Here is a 16,358-nt window from a genome sequence, read left to right on the forward strand (position 1 = left end):
CCCGCGGCGCTGCTCCCGGCGCTCCGCGCCGGGAGGCGGGGCGAGTCGCTTCGCTCCCACGCCAGGGAGCCGCTGCGCGGCTCGCAGTGGGTCCATTCCCGTTGCCGTCGATCGAGTCGCTTCTCTCCTCTGAGTTTCCGAGATTAGGTTCTCACCTGCACTTTTACTCGTTCCGTCCGATCCGGTCCCCCACACCCCAACGAAGCTGGGGGGGTGCTCCCGACCCGCCTCCCACTCGCCTTCCCGCACCGCTCCATGTCATTACCCACAGCATACCGCCCACCCCCACGCAACCCAAAAGTCCAAAATCTCAAAAACACCCAAACTTGTTGATCTGCAACCGATTATGAACCTTACAACTTAACATTTGTGCATAACATACGTAAAGTCTTACTCGCCAATTGATTACTCAAACATATTGCAAATCAACGCCTTTCAAAGGCTACTCCAAAACGGACGAAACAGATACCCGCGCGCCCGCCGACACCCTGCGCCGGCACTTCCCCGACAAGTCGCAGGCACCCCACATCACAAACCGGGGACATGTCATCACACCAGGTAACAGCACCATTACGCCCCGCCCACAGCACACGGCCCGTACCCCAGGAGTTCGGGAGCCGGGCAGAGTCAGTGCTTCACCACCGTGAACCCGAGCGACTCCGCCGGCAGATACATCAACTCCTTCGCCGCCGTCAGAGCGCAACCCGATCCATCCGATCCAGGATCGCATCACACGCCCCGGTCCTCACACATCCCCTCACTGGTTCGTGTGGGTCAGCGGGGCGAGTACATGATGACGGCGAGTCCGACGAGGCAGATCAGTACGCCCGTGACGTCGAAGCGGTCTGGTCGGAAGCCGTCGAAGGCCATGTCCCACAGCAGGGAGCCGGCAACGAACACTCCACCGTTTACCGGACACGGTAAACCTTCGAGTCCACTCGAAGGTTTACGCGGAAAGGGCCCGATATCGACGCCTCACCCCCTCGTTCACCGGCGCCGAGTGGGGGCTATCGGGTTCGTGTTGGTCAGCGGTCGGCGCGCGGTGACGCCTATCAACGCCAGGCGCTACTTTCAGCACTTTTTCAGCGGCCAGCGCGAATCATGGCGACCATGTCGACCGGGTATCGGGGAGCGCCTCCCCGTGAGACAGTCGCGGCCCGTGTGGCGCTCTGCCAGCTTGTTCCCAGCCGACAGCCAGGGTGCTGCCGGACACCGAAAGTAGGTTGACCACTATGACGAAAAAGATCGTCCAATTCGGTATCCCGCTTCTGATTTCTGCCGGCCTGCTTGCAGGATGCAGCTCCAACGACAGTGGCACCGGGTCATCGGCGAGTCCGACAACATCGGTGGTTGCGTCCTCCACCATGAGCCCCGGCGGCAGTGTCGCGGAGGTCGCTCAGGTCGATCCGAACACGGCAAGCCAGAGCCAGATCCAGGCGGCGTTCGAGGCAGCCGGAGTCAGCAACGCGGGTAAGTGGGCGAAGGAGGTCACCGAATACGGCCCCTACAGTCCCGACACGATATCCGATACCTTGACGAAGGAATTGGGCAAATACGGAATCGATCAACAAACGCTGGACACCATTTTGAGTGTCCTGGCCCCGCAGTAGGAGAATGAGCGGCCATGCACGATGAGGTGGTTGCCCCGGACCGTGGCGGCGCACGTCAAGCACGGCTTGTCGCGCGGTTTCAGGCGGCACTGCTCGCGCTGTCGGTGCTCTCGTGCGCGTTCGTCGCAATCGAACTGGCATCGCTGCGGCACTGGAGGAGCATCGAGCAGATCGTGCCGTGGATTGTGCTGGGTGTGCTCTTCTGCTCGACGTTGATCGTCGTGTTCAACCGCTCACGGATCGCCATCGTGCAGGCTCGGCTGGTTGCTCTGTGCGCTGTTCCGGCGGCTTTGTTCGGGGTGTACGAGCACGTGAGCGGGAACCTCGACACCGGCGTCCTTAACCACAAGTACGCATGGGCGGAGCTGCCCGGCTGGGAACATCTCTGGCTGGCATCGACCGGGGCTGTCGGTGGTACCCCGGCGACAGCACCGCTGGTGCTCGCGCTGGCCGGGGTGCTACTGGGTTTGGCGACCGTCGGGATGGCACCCGGCGCAGCCCGGGACGACCTCGCCCAGAGGGTCGACGTATCCCGGGTGCGGACGTGAGCCGACCCGGGCGACCGCGCTGACACCGGCGCTGGAGGGACCAGGTGATGGTGGTACCCCGGTCGTACCGTTGGGGTCCACTGGTTGCGGGAATGTTGTGGAGGAGGCGGCGGTGCGGGTGTTGTTGGTCGAGGACGAAACGCGCCTGGCCGAGACGGTGCGGCGCGGCTTGACGGCTGACGGGTGCACCGTGCAGGTCGAACACGATGGCGTCGCCGGGCTGGCGGCCGCGGCTAGTGGCGGCTTCGATGTGGTGGTTCTCGACATCATGTTGCCCGGCAAACACGGGTACGACGTGGTGCGGGAGATGCGTCGGCAGCAGGTGTGGACCCCGGTGCTGATGCTCTCGGCGAAGGACGGCGAATACGACCTCGCCGATGCGTTCGACCTCGGCGCCGACGACTACCTGGTCAAACCGTTCTCGTTCGTGGTGCTGATCGCCCGGTTGCGGGCGCTGGTGCGGCGCGGGGCTCCCCCGCGGCCCCCGGTTCTCAGTGCTGCCGGGCTCGAGTTGGACCCGGCCATGCGGCGGGTCACCCGCGGCGACACCCGCCTCCAGCTCACTCCCCGCGAGTACAGCGTGCTCGAGTTCCTGATGCGCCACGCCGACTCGGTCGTCACCAAACACGACATTCTGCAATCGGTGTGGGACGCCAACTACGAGGGCGCCGACAACATCGTGGAGGTCTACATCGGCTATCTTCGGCGCAAGATCGACGCCCCGTTCGGCACGACGAGCATCGACACGATCCGGGGCGTGGGCTATTCGATGGGTTCGGAGCAGTAGCTGTCGTCGCCGATCGGCAGGGTGACGACGAAGTGTGCACCGCCGTCTTCATGGTCGCGGACCTCGATCGATCCGTGGTGTGCGGCAACGATTTCCGCGGCGATGGCGAGACCGAGCCCGGAACCACCGAATTGGCGGGTTCGGGGCGTGTCGAGGCGGACGAACCGTTCGAAGATCCGGGCCCGGTCCGCCGGAGCGATGCCCGGCCCGTCGTCGGCCACCGCGATGACGGCGTTTCCCTCGCATCTGCTGCAGGCGAGGTTGATTCGGGTGTGTGCGTGGCGGACGGCGTTGTCGACGAGGTTGCGGACCAGCCGGGCCAACTGCTGCGGATCCCCGGCCACCCGGGCAGGGTTGACGGTGGCTGAGACCGCTATGCCGGGAAGGCCCCGGAGGCGGGCGCGTTCGGCGAGGATCAGATCGTCGATATCGACGTCGACGCGCAGGTGGGTCAGTGAGTCTTCGTCGGCACGCGCGAGCAGGAGAAGATCTTCGACCAACGCATGCATTCGTCGGGCTTCGGGAAGCAACGACTCGTCGACCAGGGCCGTGTCGATCAATTCGGGACGGGATTGTGCGAGTTCGAGTGCGGCGGTGATGGTCGCCAGCGGGCTGCGCAGTTCGTGCGAGGCGTCGCTGACGAAACGCCGCTGGGCCAGGTGCCCGGCCTCGAGCCGGGCGAGCATGCTGTTCATGGTGACCGCGAGATCGGCAATTTCGTCTCGGGCGGCCGGCACGGGAACCCGTTCGCCCAGTTGATCGGTCGATATCGCCGCCACCCGGGCGCGGATCCTCTCCACCGGGCGCAGGGCGGCGCCGATGAGCCGGTAGGTGGCGACGGCGACGAAGCCGATGACGATCGGGGCACCGATCGCGAGGAGTACCGCGACGGTGGCCAGGACACCTTCAACCGGTTCGCGGTCGGCTCCGGTGATCACGGTGACCGGCCCGTTGAGGGACATGGTGCCGTGGGCGGCCACCCAGTAGTCGCGGTCGTGCCCGAAGTGGAGGTTTCCGAGGTAGGCGGACTCGCCGGGCGGCAGTGGGGAGGCGAGGACCGGTGACGACGGAATCCCGGCCGAGGTGGCGAGCACGTTTCCGGCGCTGTCGAGGATTTGGACGGCCCCGATTTGGCCGTCGGTCGCGAGTAGCGATGCGTCGAGTTCCTGCGGCGGCTGGGTGCGGAGTTGCTCGGTGATCTGGTGGGACCGTGAGTCTGCGGCGGCTCGGGCGGAGTGTTCGAGATTGCGGTACAGCACGAACAGGAGTGCACCGCCGGCGAGGAGCAGGCACACCGTGACGGCGAGGACCGCGGCCGCGGCGGATCGCACCCGTACATTCCAGTTTCCGGGGTTCAGGCTGCGGCGGTCCATGGTGTTCAGTCTGACCGACACCGCATCCGCCGCTCCGGTGTCGGTGCGATGCACAACCTCATGCGGCAGCCTCGGCGAGGATGGCGCGCAGCACGGGGAGGAATCCGGCGACGGTGTCGTGGTCGAACAGATCGGCCGAATACACCAGTTCACAGTCGATACCGGCCGGGTCCCCATCGGCATTGTGGTGGTCGGTGAAATGGAAGTGCAGATCGCATTTGGCGATATCCAGTGGTTGCGGTGCGATCTCGAACTCCAGTCCCTCGCTGTCGAGGGTGGCGGCGGTGAAATTGTTCAGCGACAACGCGACCTGGAAGAACGGGTGCAGCGACGGCGACCGGCGCGGGTCGAGCACGTCGACGAGGTGCTCGAACTGGACGTCGGCGTGCGCGAACGCATTCAGCTCAGTCGCGCGGGACTGGTCGAGAAGCTCAGCAACGGTCGTGCCCGGGTCGACCGTCGAGCGGAGAACGACTGTGTTGACGAACATGCCGACGACCTCGTCGAGGTCGGGATGGGTCCGGCCGGCCGTCGGTATGCCGATCGCGATCGTGCGCTGGGAGGACAGGCGTGCGAGGAGCAGTGCCAGCGCGGAATGCAGCACCGTGAACAGCGTCGCTCGCCGTGCATGCGCGATGGTCAGCAGTGCCGCGTGAGCTTCTTCGTCGACCGCGAAACTCAGCCGGCCAGCCGCATGCGTCCACCGTTGTGGACGGGGTCGGTCCGCCGGCAGCGTCAGTTCCCCGGGCAACCCTGCCAGTTCGGCCTTCCAGAACTCGATCTGACGGGCGGTGAGGCTGCCGGGACCTTTGTCGCCGAGAAGGTCGTGCCGCCAGAGACTGTAATGCGGGTACTGCACCGGCAGCGGCGCCCAGCTCGGTGCCGTGCCGGCAGCGCGGGCCGCGTACGCGGTCAACAGGTCGCGGGCGAGGACTGCCAGCGACCACCCGTCCGCGGAGATGTGGTGGATCACGCACGCGAGCAGGTGCTCCTCGGGCCCGGTGGCGAACAGTGTGGCTCGCAGCGGCGGTTCGGTACGAACGTCGAAGCCACGGTGCAGCAGCCAACGGATGTGTTGCGCAAGTTCGGATGCGCTCACGTGTATCGGGGTGAGGTCGGGGACGGCGTCGGTGACGTCGAGGAACCGTTGGGCGGGGCCGTCCGCCGAATCGGGATACACCGTGCGCAGCGGGTGATGCCGGTCGAGGACGTCGGCGGTGGCGCGGCGCAGCGCCTCGATGTCGAGGATGCCGCGGATCGTGATGGTGAACGGGAGGTTGTATAGGGCCGGGCGGGTGGCGGTGCGGTCGAGGAACTGCTGCGACGGGGCCAGCGGAACCCGCTGGGGCAGCGGCTGTGTTGCGAACTCACGTAAGGATGAGTGATCGCCCGACTCGGGGTGTTCCTCGGCGAGAAGCCGGGCGAGGGCGGCGACGGTGGGGAACTCGAACAGATCGCGCACCCCCAACTGGGTGCCGAAATCGGCGTTGAGCGCCGCGATCACCCGGGTGGCGGAGAGCGAATCCCCACCGAGGTCGAAGAACGACGATTCCGCGTCCACCACGTTGGTGCACAGTACCCGGGCGAGCACCTCGGCCACCGAGTGTTCATCGGGTGTGCCCGGCGGTCGCGCCGAAGAGGCGACGGAGCCGAAATCCGGGGTCGGTAAAGCGGCCCGGTCCAGCTTCTTCGTCGGCGTCAGTGGGACGTCGTCCAGGACGGTGATCACCGCGGGCACCATGTAGTCCGGCAGCAGCTGGGCTACCGCTGTCCGCAGCATCGCCGGGGTCACCGCCGACGACGCCCGCAACAGCACATACGACACCAGCAGCGCATCCCCCGCCCTGTCATGGACCACAGTCGTCGCGAACTCCACATCCGGGTGGTCACGCAGGGCGGTGTCGATCTCGCCGAGTTCGATCCGGAACCCACGAACTTTCACCTGGTCATCGCTGCGACCGAGATACTCGAGCGTTGCCTCGGGTGTCCAACGGACCCGATCGCCCGTGCGGAACAGGCGCGAGCCGGGTTTACCGAACGGATTGGCGACGAACCGGCCGGCGGTCATCCCGCCTCGGTGCGCGTAGCCGCGGGCCAACCCAGGGGTGCCGAGATACAGTTCGCCGAACGCGCCGGAGGGAAGCGGCCGCAGGCGCCGGTCCAGCACCACCGCGTCGACGCCGCGCATCAGTGCACCGATCGTCACCGGCCGATCCGGGGCCATCGGGGCGCTGAGTGTGACACTGCAGGTGGTTTCAGTTGGGCCGTAGGCATTGCGCATCGTCCGGTGGTGCGCCCAGCGCGTCACCAGTTCCGGTGGGCACGCCTCACCGCCGACGAGGACCAGTTCCACGTCGTCGAGGCCGTCAGGGTTCACCGTCGCCAATGCCGACGGGGTCGACAGCACGTGGGTGACGTGTTCGGTGCGCAGGAGATCGGCCAGTTCGTGGCCGCCGACGACATCCGGTGGGGTCACCACCAAGGTGGCGCCGGCCAGGGCGGCGGCGAGGACTTCGACCAGAGCCGTGTCGAAGCTCGGGGAAGCGAAATGCAGGACCCGCGAGGTGGCGGAGAGCGCGTAGTTGTCGCGGATTTCCTGCGCGAGATTGGCCAGGCCGTCGTGGGTGACGACGACACCCTTGGGGGCGCCGGTCGACCCGGACGTGTAGATCACATACGCGGCGTTTTCCCGACGCACCGGGCGCGGTGGGCGCGGTGGCGGCACGTCGAGGGTATCGAGGTCGACGGTGAGCCATCGCAGCGTGTCCGGCAGCTGGCCCCGAGTGGCGGAGGAGGTCAGGCCTGCAACAGGTGTGCAGTCGTCGAGCATGTACTGGATGCGTGCGCGCGGATGCGTCGGGTCGATGGGCACGTAGGCGGCGCCGGTGGCGGCGACCGCCCACACGGCGACCACGGATTCGTACGAGCGGGGTACGGCGACCGCCACGAGGTCTTCCGGACCGATGCCGGCGCCCAGCAGCGTGCCGGCCAACGCGGCCGAATGTCGGTCGAGATCCCGGTAGGAGAAGGATCGTCCGCGGTCGCGGACCGCGATTCGCTCACCGGATGCACCGAGGGTGGTGGTGAGTAACTGGGTGAGGGTTGCCGGTTCGGCATCGGCCGGGCCGCGCGCCGGTGTCAGGACCTCGCGTTCCCCGGGCAGGAACAACTCGAGATCGGCCACCGCGGAGTCCTGGCCGATTGCGGCTCCGAATGTCTGCAGGAAATGGGTGAACCGGCGGTGGTGGCTGCTCAGTTCTCTCTCGCCGTAGAGGGCGGGGTTGGCTTCGAAGTCGATCCGCGGCATCAGATCCGTGGAGCCCGGGTAGATGTTCACCGCCAGATCCGCGGTCGGACCGGTCGTGAGAACGTGCACGCGACCGGTGACCGCACCGAGGTTGATGTCCGGTTCGAACAGCATCAAATTCAGCACGGGGCCGAACGAGGTGAGCTCACCAGTGGCCGTGCCGCGCTCACGACCGATGTCTTCGCGCCGATACCGCTGGTGGCGCAACGCTGCGATCAGTGCTGCCCGGGCGATTCCGATCGCTTCCTCGACGGTCGTGGCCCCGATCCCCGGCAGTGCCAGGGGCACCACATTCGAGACCGAGCCCGCCGCCGCCCGCAGCGGTCCGGTGGTGCGGGCGGTCACCGGAAGGGACACCATGACGTCGTCGACGTCGGTCATCCGTGCCAAATAGGCGGCGAAGGCCGCCACGAGGACAGCGGTGCGATCGAGCACGGACCGGCCCCCGGGCATCGGCGTGGAAGACACCGCCATGGGGTCGCCGGTGACCCGGACGGCCGGCCGAGGCGCAGCGCTCCGCCCGGCAAGGCTGACCACCGATGGCAGATCGGGGGCGAGCCTGGCCCAGTATTCACGGTCGGCATCGAACCGCGGGGACGATCGATAGTCCCGATCCGCTCGGCTCAACTGCTCGGGCCCCACCTCCCGGTGCGGATCCGGCGCGCCGCGGCCGAGTGCCGCGACGTACCACTGCGCGGTCCGTTGCATCAGCAGCATCGCCGCGTATCCATCCAATGCGAGGTGGTGGGCACGCGCATACCAGAACACACGATCGTCACCGACCCGCAGGACACGCGAGAAGATCAGCGAGTCGTCGCCCATCGCGAGTGGGACCGTGCAGTCACGTCGCATCCACTCCCGCGCGAACTCGGCCGGGTCGTGTTCGGCGCGGAAGTCCAAAACCAGGATTTGACCTGCCGATCGAGTCCTCTCACGTTGATGCGGGTGTCCGTCGACGTCGACCAGCACGACCTCCGCGCCCAGTTCGTCCATCGCCCGCGTGTGCGCCTCGCACAGCTTCTCCACCTCAATGGGCCCGCTCAGATCCACGTACTGGGCGATGACGTATGGCACCTCGGGGGTCAGCTGCTGGGCGAACCAGATCGCCTGCTGCGCCGCGGTCAGTGGCACCAATCGGCCGGAGGACTTAGAGGGCGTCATCGGTGACCTCGATCACACGAGGCGCGCACGCCCGACCGTGTCAGCTGGGTGCTCATTTGACCGCCCGGAACACTACGAGTTCCTCGGTGCATTGCTGTGGCCCGATCAACCCGCGATCAACGAGAAGATCCCGTCGTGCTTGCAGCACCGGCCCGAACGGGACGCGGACACGGCGTGCTTCCTCAACGTGTAAGCCGCGTTCCCCCAGCATTAATCGCGTTTTCTCCGTGCCGCTCAGCGTCGATTGCACGAGCATCAGCCGTCCCCCGTCGTCGAGGAGGTCCGGGGCATCGCCGCAGATCCGGTCCAACAACGCCCGTCCCTCGTGCCCGGCGTCCCAGCACCGCGCACGACCTCTCGCCGGCGGCCCATCGTGCTCGGCAGGAACATAGGGTGGGTTGGCTACGATCAAGTCGAACCGCCGGTGACGTACTCGTGACGCCAGATCACCGCGAACAACCCGCACACGGTGCCCGCGAACCGCCGCATTGAGCCAGGTACTGACCAACGCCCGACGCGACACGTCGACCGCGGTCACATCGCGCGCACCGGACCGAGTCGCCCACACGCTGACCACCCCAGTGCCCGCACACAAATCCAGAATCCGCGTACCCGCATGCACCTGCTCGTCGCCGAGCGATTCCACAAGAAGCCGCGAATCATGCTGGGGCCGATACACACCCGGAAAACGAATGATCACCAGCGCCCCTTCCCCCAGCCGCCCGTCAGCGCAGCGAATCCAAATCTGATCGAAGTGCGCGTTCAGCTGTCACAGCTCGGATCACCATGCCGAAGCAATGCCGTGCATGGCGCGCGGGACGAAACCGCTGTCGCTGTTCGGTTGTTGATGGTCACTTTGCCAGATCGTCACACACGCAAGCTGAAAGAACGCTGAAAGCCGAGGTGGCCGCCCAATAGCCCCCTACGTGGCGGGGAGCGCGTTCCCGTGCCCCCGCGGACGCAGCCTTCCGATCACCCCGACAAGGCGGCATAAAAGACTGTTGCCGGATCTGCTAGTACTCACGTGACCGTTGTCGGAGCACGCGATGACACGAGAATCGTGGGGAATGGTTTGGGGCAGATCGTGTTTGCGGTATTCCGACAAGGATCGAGTATCACCAGCACTTCCGCGCCCGTGACAGTTGCGGGGCACAACTGCGCCGCGTCGAGGAAGAACCCAGGTGGAGAACTCGACGAAAACAAGCGAAATCGATTGCCTCCGCGACTTGTGGCCGGGACCATTACGAAACCCGACCGGCCCCTCCGCGTACCCGGAGCCCGCAGAAGATCGTGCGTTTCTTGCAGCAGTCACCCGCACAAACCATGAGTGACGCCTGCCGCGCATGGGTGGCTCTGCTCACGGCCAACCCTGCGCATCTCGCTGTCGACTATCTGTTTTCCGACTAGGACGAGGGGGTAACCGCGGATGAAGGGGGCACACGCGCCGAGAAGAGGTTCATCGTGATCATTCTCGGACTGATTTTGCTCGTGATCGGATTCGTGGCGGGCATCTCAGTCCTCTGGACCATCGGGATCATCCTGTTGGTCATCGGAGTCATCCTCGCGCTGCTCGGGGCCACCGGACGCGCCGTCGGTGGACGCCGTCACTGGTTCTAAAGGTGCCCTACGGCTTTCAGCGGGCCCCGGACGTCGCCGAGGCGAGCGCCGAATTCGATGGTGGTCAAGATATCGCCGGTTCGTTACGGGCTGCGAGGTACGTTCGCTCGCGCGTTGCACGTGCTGACCATCGAGAACGACAACCTCTGCCGCGACTCACGCAGCCGACCGTTCGGCCGGCGGTCAGCGGTCAGCGGCGGAAGAATGAACGCAGGGTGCGGCGCTGGTCCTCGGCCGGGGTGGTGTCCTGACGGCAGGTGCAGCGATCGGCGGTAGGCACGGAGCTCATAACGGTGTCGATGTGTCGGCCGCAGCCGCCCCAGCCGGTGTTGCCGCAGTTCGGGCAGGTGACGGGGTAACACATGGGATCCTCCTGGGTACGGGTGCGGGGTTCGGGTGGACGGTTCGGGTCAGGCGCCGGCGACTGCGCGTCGTTCGGCGACCGTCGCGTGCACCCGAGCCATGTCGAGGGCCGTCACCCGGCCGATCAGGCCGTCGAGGGCGCGTGCGGGCAGTACCCCGGGCTGGGAGTAGACGAGCACACCTGCGCGAAGGTCATGATGGTGCGACCGGATGTCCGCCATGGCGGCGAGTTGCTGCTCGGCTTCGGTGTCGACCTTGGCGTGCACGATATCTGGATGCGTGGCCGAGGACTTCTCGCGCACCGGGCGAAGGCGCGGCAGGGTCCGCACCAGGAGGCCCAGAAGTCGACAAGCACGATGTCGCTGTCGTCGATCGTGGACTCGAAGTCCACGAGGGTGCGATTTTTCGTTGTCATCGGTTGGGCTCCTTCGTCTTCCAGGACTCTGTGGCCTGCGGCCAGGCAGGGACGTGCGCCTCGGCCCAAGCGTTGTAGCCGCCAAGCAGGTCGGATACGTTCTCGAAGCCCTGCGCCCGCAGCAGCGACGCGGCCACACTCGACCGCCAGCCACCGGCGCAGTGCACCACGATCGGCTTGCCGGTGGGTACCTGCTCGAGCCGGGTGCGCAACTGCGCCAGCGGAATCGGCACCGCCCCCGGTATCGTCCCAAACTCCCGCTCGCCCGGATTGCGGATGTCGACCACGGTCACCGCATCGGCGGCGAGCAGAGCGTCGAGCTCGTCGACGGTGGTGCGGCGCGCCGACTGCACGAGATCCGTCAGCTCGGCGGGAAAGGACCCGTCGTGGTCGACGGTGAGGTAGCCGATCGTATTGTCCGAGCCGATCCGCGCCAGGCGCACGGCCGCGTCCTGCTCCTCGCCCGGGTTGGTGATCAGCACCAGCTTCTCGCCCACTTCGGCGACCATTCCGCCGGTCTCGGCGAACCGGCCGTCGAATCCGACATTGACCGAGCCGCACAGATGTCCGGCCGCGAAGTCGTCCACGCTGCGCGCGTCGACCACCCGGGTGCCGGCGACGAGTTCGGCGCGCACCCGCCCCGGCGAGAGTTCGGGGATGGCCCGGTCTCGGGTCAGGAGGGGATGGACCCGCTTGTTCATCGCGGCGTCGACCGAGAAGTAGGAGGGCGCCGCGGGTTGGCCCTCGGTGACCAGCGCGACGAAGGCGTTCTCGCTCATCGGCTGCACGGACGGATTGGTGGCGCGCTGCTCCCCGATAGTCGAAATCAGCTCGGTTGAGAGGTTCTTCCCGCAGGACGAGCCGGCGCCGTGGGCGGGCATGACGGTGACCTGATCGGGCAGGGTCAGCAGTTTCTCGTGCACCGTGCGGTACATCGCCCGGGCCAGGTCGGTGTTGGATCCGTGGCCGAGGTTGACCAGGTCCGGCCGGCCCACGTCGCCGATGAACAACGAGTCGCCGGTCAGCACCGCGGTCGGGGTCGCCCCCGCCCGCTCGCGCACCAGCACCGAGATCGACTCCCAGGTGTGTCCCGGGGTCGACAGAATCTGGAGCTCGACCTCGCCGAGGCGGATTCGTTCGCCGTCGCGTAGGCGGCGGATCGGGTAGTCGGTCTCGGCGGCTTCGCCGAACCCGATCCACGCCCCGGTTGCCTCGACCAATTCGAGGTGGCCGGAGACGAAGTCCGCGTGGAAGTGGGTGTTGATCACACCCTCGATGCCTAACCCGTGCTTGTCGGCGTCGTCCAGGTACTCGCCGATGTCCCGGCGCGGATCGACCACCACCGCCCGGCCGGTGCTCTCGTCACCGATCAGGTACGACGCGTGCGACAGGCACTCGATGTAGTACTGCTCGAGAATCATGCGTTCCTCCATCGGGTCGATGTCCTCGGTATGAGAAACATGGTGCCATATACCCCATAGGGTATGTCAAGTACCCCCAGGGGTATCTATCCTTGCTCGGTTGTCCCGATCGGAAAAGTTGTTCGATGAAGGAAGTCGGCACCGCCGTCTCCGCCCTAGCCTGGGAAGCCCGGCCGGACTATGCGTATGTCCGGGGCGCATGCGTTTTGGCGCGGTGTGGATCCCCGTCGGCGAGCAGCCCCGTCCGCCCGGCGGTGGCACCCGCGGCGAGGCGGTCTATTTCATGCGCCCCTGCGGGTAACCGAGCAACCAGCGCGCGCAGGTCCGCCAGCCGTGAGGCCCTCACCGCCGCCGGGCGAAAGCGGCGCATGGCTGCGCGAGGTTCCCATGACAGCACCGCCCGAACTGGCGCGGATCCTCCTCGGCCCTTTGCTCGCTCACGTCGCGGGCAAACGGCGCACTTGCGTACCGACATACCCCCTGGGGTACAGTGAGCGCAAAGCCACATATACCCCCTAGGGTATGAAGGAGTTTGATATGCGTGAGGTAGACCTCGGTGAATTCGCCGTGCGCTGGGCCGACGGAGTTCCCGTCGTGGATGTGCGCGAGCGGTGGGAGTACGTCGACGGGCACGTACCTGGTGCGCTGTTGATGCCGCTCGGGCAACTCGGCGCTCACACCGCGGAGATTCCCGCGGGGGACGTCGTCTACGTGATTTGTGCGTCCGGTAACCGCAGCCGGGAAGGGGCCCGCATCGTCGAGGCCGCCGGCCGCGGCGCGGTCTCGGTCGCCGGGGGCACCTCGGGCTGGGCCGCCCTGGGCCGGCCGCTCGACACCGGAGACGGATCGTGAGCGAACCCTCACGCCCGACCTCGCCGATGCGCGCTGCCAGCGCTTTCGTTCGGCCATCACCTCGAGGAGGACTTGTATGACCCGCAGTACGGCATTGGGCGGCGACGCCCCGACGGCCGAGCCGATCACCGACGGCGGTGTGCTCGGCCGCATGGGCGCGGCCATGGCCGGGCACGCGAAATGGGTGTTCGCCATCTGGCTGATCCTGCTGGTCGCGCTCGGCGCGGCCGCGCCGTCGGTGTTCAGCTCGCTGGCCGGTGCCGGGTGGCAGGCCAACGGATCGGAGTCGGTGCAGGTCCGTGAGCTCGCGGAGCAGCATTTCGGGGGTAACTCCTCGGCCGCGGTGCAGGTGGTCGTGCACTCGGACACCCAGACCATCGACAGCCCGCAGATGCAGCAGACCCTGGCCGACGTCGGGACCGTCTTCGCGGGCGACCCGCGGTTCGGTGCGCTGATCGCACCGCAGCCGGGAATGTCGATCAGCCCGGACGGCCACACCGGCATCCTCATTGCGGGCGCGAACGCAAGCACCGACGACATGGTCAAGGCCGTCGACGAACACAAAGCGGAACTGACCGCCCTCGCCGGCGACGGAATCGAGGTGTACCCGACCGGCGCATCCGCACTGTGGAGCGACTTCAACAAGGCAAACCACGACGCGATGATTCAGGCCGAATTGTTCTCCTGGCCGGTGACGTTGGCGATCATGGTGCTCGCGTTCGGCTCGCTGGTCGCCGCCGGGCTGCCGCTGCTGTTGACCCTGGCCGGGCTCGTCGCCTCCGCCGGCGGCCTGGTGTTGCTCAACCAGGTCACCCCGATCTCGGTGTGGGCGATGAACTTCGCGATGATGTTCGCCCTCGCCCTGGGTATCGACTACGCGTTGTTCGTCGTCGCCCGCTTCCGCGACGCGATCCGTCACGCCTCCTCACCGCGTTCCGCGGTGGCCGAAACCATGGAGACCGCGGGCAAGGCCGTCGTCCTGTCCGGAATCACGGTGCTGGTCAGCCTGTCCGCCGTTCTCCTCGTGCCCGCGCCGGCCGTGCGGACGATGGCCATCGGGATCATGCTCGCGGTGTTCTTCGTCTTGCTGGCCTCGATGACGCTTCTGCCCGCCGCCCTGGCCGCGCTGGGCGGCAAGGTCAACGCCGGCTCCCTGCCCTACTCCAAGCGGCAAACACACCGTTCGCCGCGGTTCGCCGCCTGGGGCGAACTACTGCATCGTCACCCGTGGCCGTTCGCGATCGGTTCCCTCCTGGTGCTGATCGCGCTGTCGATCCCCGTGCTCGGACTGAAGGTCGCGATGCCCTCGATCAAGGTCGTTCCCACCGATGCCCCGGTCCGCCAGGGCTATGAACTCGTCCAGGCCCAGATGGGCGAGGGCGCACCGGGCATGCTGCAAATCATCACCCCCGCCGCCGAGGGTGCCGAGACCGCCGCAGCGGCCGCGGCCACGGCCGGTATCGCCATGGTCACCCCACCGCAGCCCGCCCCCGACGGCAGCGACTACGTGATGCTCCAAGCCATGCCGACCGTCGATCCCTCCGACGCACGAATGGGCACTATCCTCGCCACCCTGCGCGCGGATCTGCCCCCAGACGCGTTGGTCGGCGGGGCGCCCGCGGAGAACCTGGACCTGCAGCAGGCCCTGAACGACTACCTCCCGCTGATCGTCGCCATCATCCTGATCCTGGGGTTCGCGCTGCTACTGGTGGCGCTGCAGGCCCCGTTGATCGCGCTCCTCGGCACCGTGGTCAGCCTGCTCTCGACCGCCGCCGCATTCGGAGTCGCGAAGCTGATCTTCCAGGACGGTCACGGTGCGAGTCTGCTCGGCTTCACCCCCCAGGGCTTCCTCGACGGGTGGGGACCGGTGTTTTTCTTCGCGATGATCTTCGCGATCGCCATGGACTACACCGTGTTCCTGCTGGCCACCGCGAAGGAACACTACGAACGTTCCGCCGTTCCGAAGGTCGCGCACGTCGACGGTCTGGCGCATTCGGGACGGGTGATCTTCGCTGCGGCCGCGGTGATGGTCGCGGTATTCTTCACCTTCGCCCTCGCCGACCCGTTGCCCCCGAAAGAGATGGGCATCATCCTCGGCGTCGCCGTCCTCCTCGACGCGGTGCTGATCCGGCTGATCCTGCTGCCGGTACTGCTGCGGCTGACCGGGCACGCCGCCTGGTGGTCACCGGCCTGGCTGCGCAAGGTCCTGCCGAAGATCAATTTCTCGCACTGAGGCCGGTGCGGAGGCGGGCCGGCGCGCCCCTTACCCGCCCCGCACCGATACCCCGGGGGGTACAGTGGTGGAAGGTCTAGGAAAGGAAACCGCCATGGTCGGCGACGAAGACAGCATCGCATTGGTACTCAACCGGCTCCGCCGCGCCCACGGGCAGCTCGCCGGGGTGATCTCGATGATCGAGCAGGGCCGCGACTGCAAGGACGTCGTCACCCAACTCGCCGCGGTCTCCCGCGCCCTGGACAAGGCCGGGTTCAAGATCGTCGCCACCGGGCTACGCGAATGCCTCACCGGTGAGACCGAGGAAGGCAAGGAGCCGATGACCGAGGCCGAACTCGAGAAGCTCTTCCTCGCCCTCGCCTGAGCCTCCTTCACCCCGACCTCCCGTTCGAACGTCGACGAAAGGTGACCATGACCGACGCACTCCCCGCCCGCGGCTGGACGATCGAGCGGGCGGTCCCGTTGCCGGCCGGAACGATGGTGCTCGCGAGCGCCGCGCTCACCCTGGCCTTGTCGTCGTGGTGGCTGCTGCTCACCGGGTTCGTCGGCGCCAACCTTCTACTGTTCGGCGCGGTGGGATGGTGCCCGGCGAGTCTGCTGCTGCACCGCCTCGGCGTACCGCACCTCGCCGCGCCGTCTCCCGCCCCATCGGGACGATGACCGGCTCAGGT

Annotated in this window: 14 protein-coding genes and 2 pseudogenes; 9 read left to right on the top strand and 7 right to left on the bottom strand. The window is 66.9% G+C overall.

All coding sequences use genetic code 11. The features are described 5' to 3' along the window. Window positions 1-774: 774 nt before the first annotated feature. Window positions 775-906: pseudogene (locus GFS60_RS36770) on the bottom strand (YnfA family protein); the annotation flags it as partial. A 326-nt stretch (window positions 907-1,232) separates the two neighbouring features. Between GFS60_RS36770 and GFS60_RS36775 the strand changes: the two are divergent. The 3 genes from GFS60_RS36775 (at window position 1,233) to GFS60_RS36785 (ending at window position 2,945) form a co-directional block, all read left to right on the top strand. Next, a complete protein-coding gene (locus tag GFS60_RS36775; protein ID WP_128644104.1) occupies window positions 1,233-1,610 on the top strand; it encodes a hypothetical protein in 378 nt (125 codons plus the stop codon). Between the two features lie 14 nt (window positions 1,611-1,624). Then, on the top strand, window positions 1,625-2,158 hold the full coding sequence (locus tag GFS60_RS36780) for a hypothetical protein (protein WP_128644103.1): 534 nt from the start codon (window positions 1,625-1,627) through the stop codon (window positions 2,156-2,158). A gap of 112 nt (window positions 2,159-2,270) precedes the next feature. Continuing rightward, window positions 2,271-2,945, top strand: a complete 675-nt coding sequence (locus tag GFS60_RS36785; protein ID WP_128644136.1) for a response regulator transcription factor — start codon at window positions 2,271-2,273, stop codon at window positions 2,943-2,945. Here the strand turns inward: GFS60_RS36785 and GFS60_RS36790 are convergent. The 3 genes from GFS60_RS36790 to GFS60_RS36800 are packed head-to-tail and all read right to left on the bottom strand — an operon-like array spanning window position 2,921 to window position 9,486. Beyond that, a complete protein-coding gene (locus GFS60_RS36790) occupies window positions 2,921-4,339 on the bottom strand; it encodes a sensor histidine kinase (protein WP_128644135.1) in 1,419 nt (472 codons plus the stop codon). The genes GFS60_RS36785 and GFS60_RS36790 overlap by 25 nt on opposite strands. 37 nt (window positions 4,340-4,376) lie before the next feature. Then, the gene (locus GFS60_RS36795) at window positions 4,377-8,786 is read right to left on the bottom strand and encodes a non-ribosomal peptide synthetase (RefSeq protein ID WP_159929530.1); all 4,410 of its coding nucleotides are present in this window, start codon (window positions 8,784-8,786) and stop codon (window positions 4,377-4,379) included. Between the two features lie 52 nt (window positions 8,787-8,838). Next, window positions 8,839-9,486, bottom strand: coding sequence for a HemK2/MTQ2 family protein methyltransferase (locus GFS60_RS36800; RefSeq protein WP_159929532.1), 648 nt, complete (start codon window positions 9,484-9,486; stop codon window positions 8,839-8,841). Here GFS60_RS36800 and GFS60_RS38865 point away from each other — a divergent pair. Together GFS60_RS38865 and GFS60_RS38870 are read left to right on the top strand one after the other, a co-directional pair. Beyond that, the gene (locus tag GFS60_RS38865) at window positions 9,403-9,681 is read left to right on the top strand and encodes a hypothetical protein (protein WP_201453739.1); all 279 of its coding nucleotides are present in this window, start codon (window positions 9,403-9,405) and stop codon (window positions 9,679-9,681) included. The genes GFS60_RS36800 and GFS60_RS38865 overlap by 84 nt on opposite strands. Window positions 9,682-10,247: 566 nt before the next feature. Beyond that, a complete protein-coding gene (locus tag GFS60_RS38870; protein WP_200887891.1) occupies window positions 10,248-10,403 on the top strand; it encodes a DUF6131 family protein in 156 nt (51 codons plus the stop codon). 190 nt (window positions 10,404-10,593) lie between these two features. Here the strand turns inward: GFS60_RS38870 and GFS60_RS38875 are convergent, their stop codons facing one another. The 3 genes and pseudogenes from GFS60_RS38875 to GFS60_RS36810 form a co-directional block, all read right to left on the bottom strand. Further along, window positions 10,594-10,767, bottom strand: coding sequence for a hypothetical protein (locus tag GFS60_RS38875; RefSeq protein ID WP_201453721.1), 174 nt, complete (start codon window positions 10,765-10,767; stop codon window positions 10,594-10,596). Window positions 10,768-10,813: 46 nt separating this feature from the next. Further along, window positions 10,814-11,181, bottom strand: a pseudogene (locus tag GFS60_RS36805) (thioredoxin family protein). Further along, window positions 11,178-12,602 (bottom strand): MBL fold metallo-hydrolase, encoded by a 1,425-nt coding sequence (locus GFS60_RS36810; RefSeq protein WP_128644134.1) that lies wholly within the window; start codon window positions 12,600-12,602, stop codon window positions 11,178-11,180. Before GFS60_RS36810 ends, GFS60_RS36805 begins: the two are co-directional and overlap by 4 nt. 537 nt (window positions 12,603-13,139) lie before the next feature. Between GFS60_RS36810 and GFS60_RS36815 the strand changes: the two genes are divergently transcribed. The 4 genes from GFS60_RS36815 (at window position 13,140) to GFS60_RS36830 (ending at window position 16,347) form a co-directional block, all read left to right on the top strand. Continuing rightward, window positions 13,140-13,454, top strand: a complete 315-nt coding sequence (locus GFS60_RS36815) for a rhodanese-like domain-containing protein (protein WP_128644100.1) — start codon at window positions 13,140-13,142, stop codon at window positions 13,452-13,454. Between the two features lie 76 nt (window positions 13,455-13,530). Further along, window positions 13,531-15,687, top strand: a complete 2,157-nt coding sequence (locus GFS60_RS36820; protein WP_159929534.1) for an MMPL family transporter — start codon at window positions 13,531-13,533, stop codon at window positions 15,685-15,687. A gap of 94 nt (window positions 15,688-15,781) precedes the next feature. Further along, window positions 15,782-16,051 (top strand): metal-sensitive transcriptional regulator, encoded by a 270-nt coding sequence (locus tag GFS60_RS36825; protein WP_041813759.1) that lies wholly within the window; start codon window positions 15,782-15,784, stop codon window positions 16,049-16,051. A 47-nt stretch (window positions 16,052-16,098) separates the two neighbouring features. Then, window positions 16,099-16,347, top strand: a complete 249-nt coding sequence (locus tag GFS60_RS36830; protein WP_159929536.1) for a YgaP-like transmembrane domain — start codon at window positions 16,099-16,101, stop codon at window positions 16,345-16,347. Window positions 16,348-16,358: the final 11 nt, after the last annotated feature.

Source organism: Rhodococcus sp. WAY2 (genome assembly GCF_009859915.1).
Classification (GTDB): domain Bacteria; phylum Actinomycetota; class Actinomycetes; order Mycobacteriales; family Mycobacteriaceae; genus Rhodococcus_F; species Rhodococcus_F oxybenzonivorans.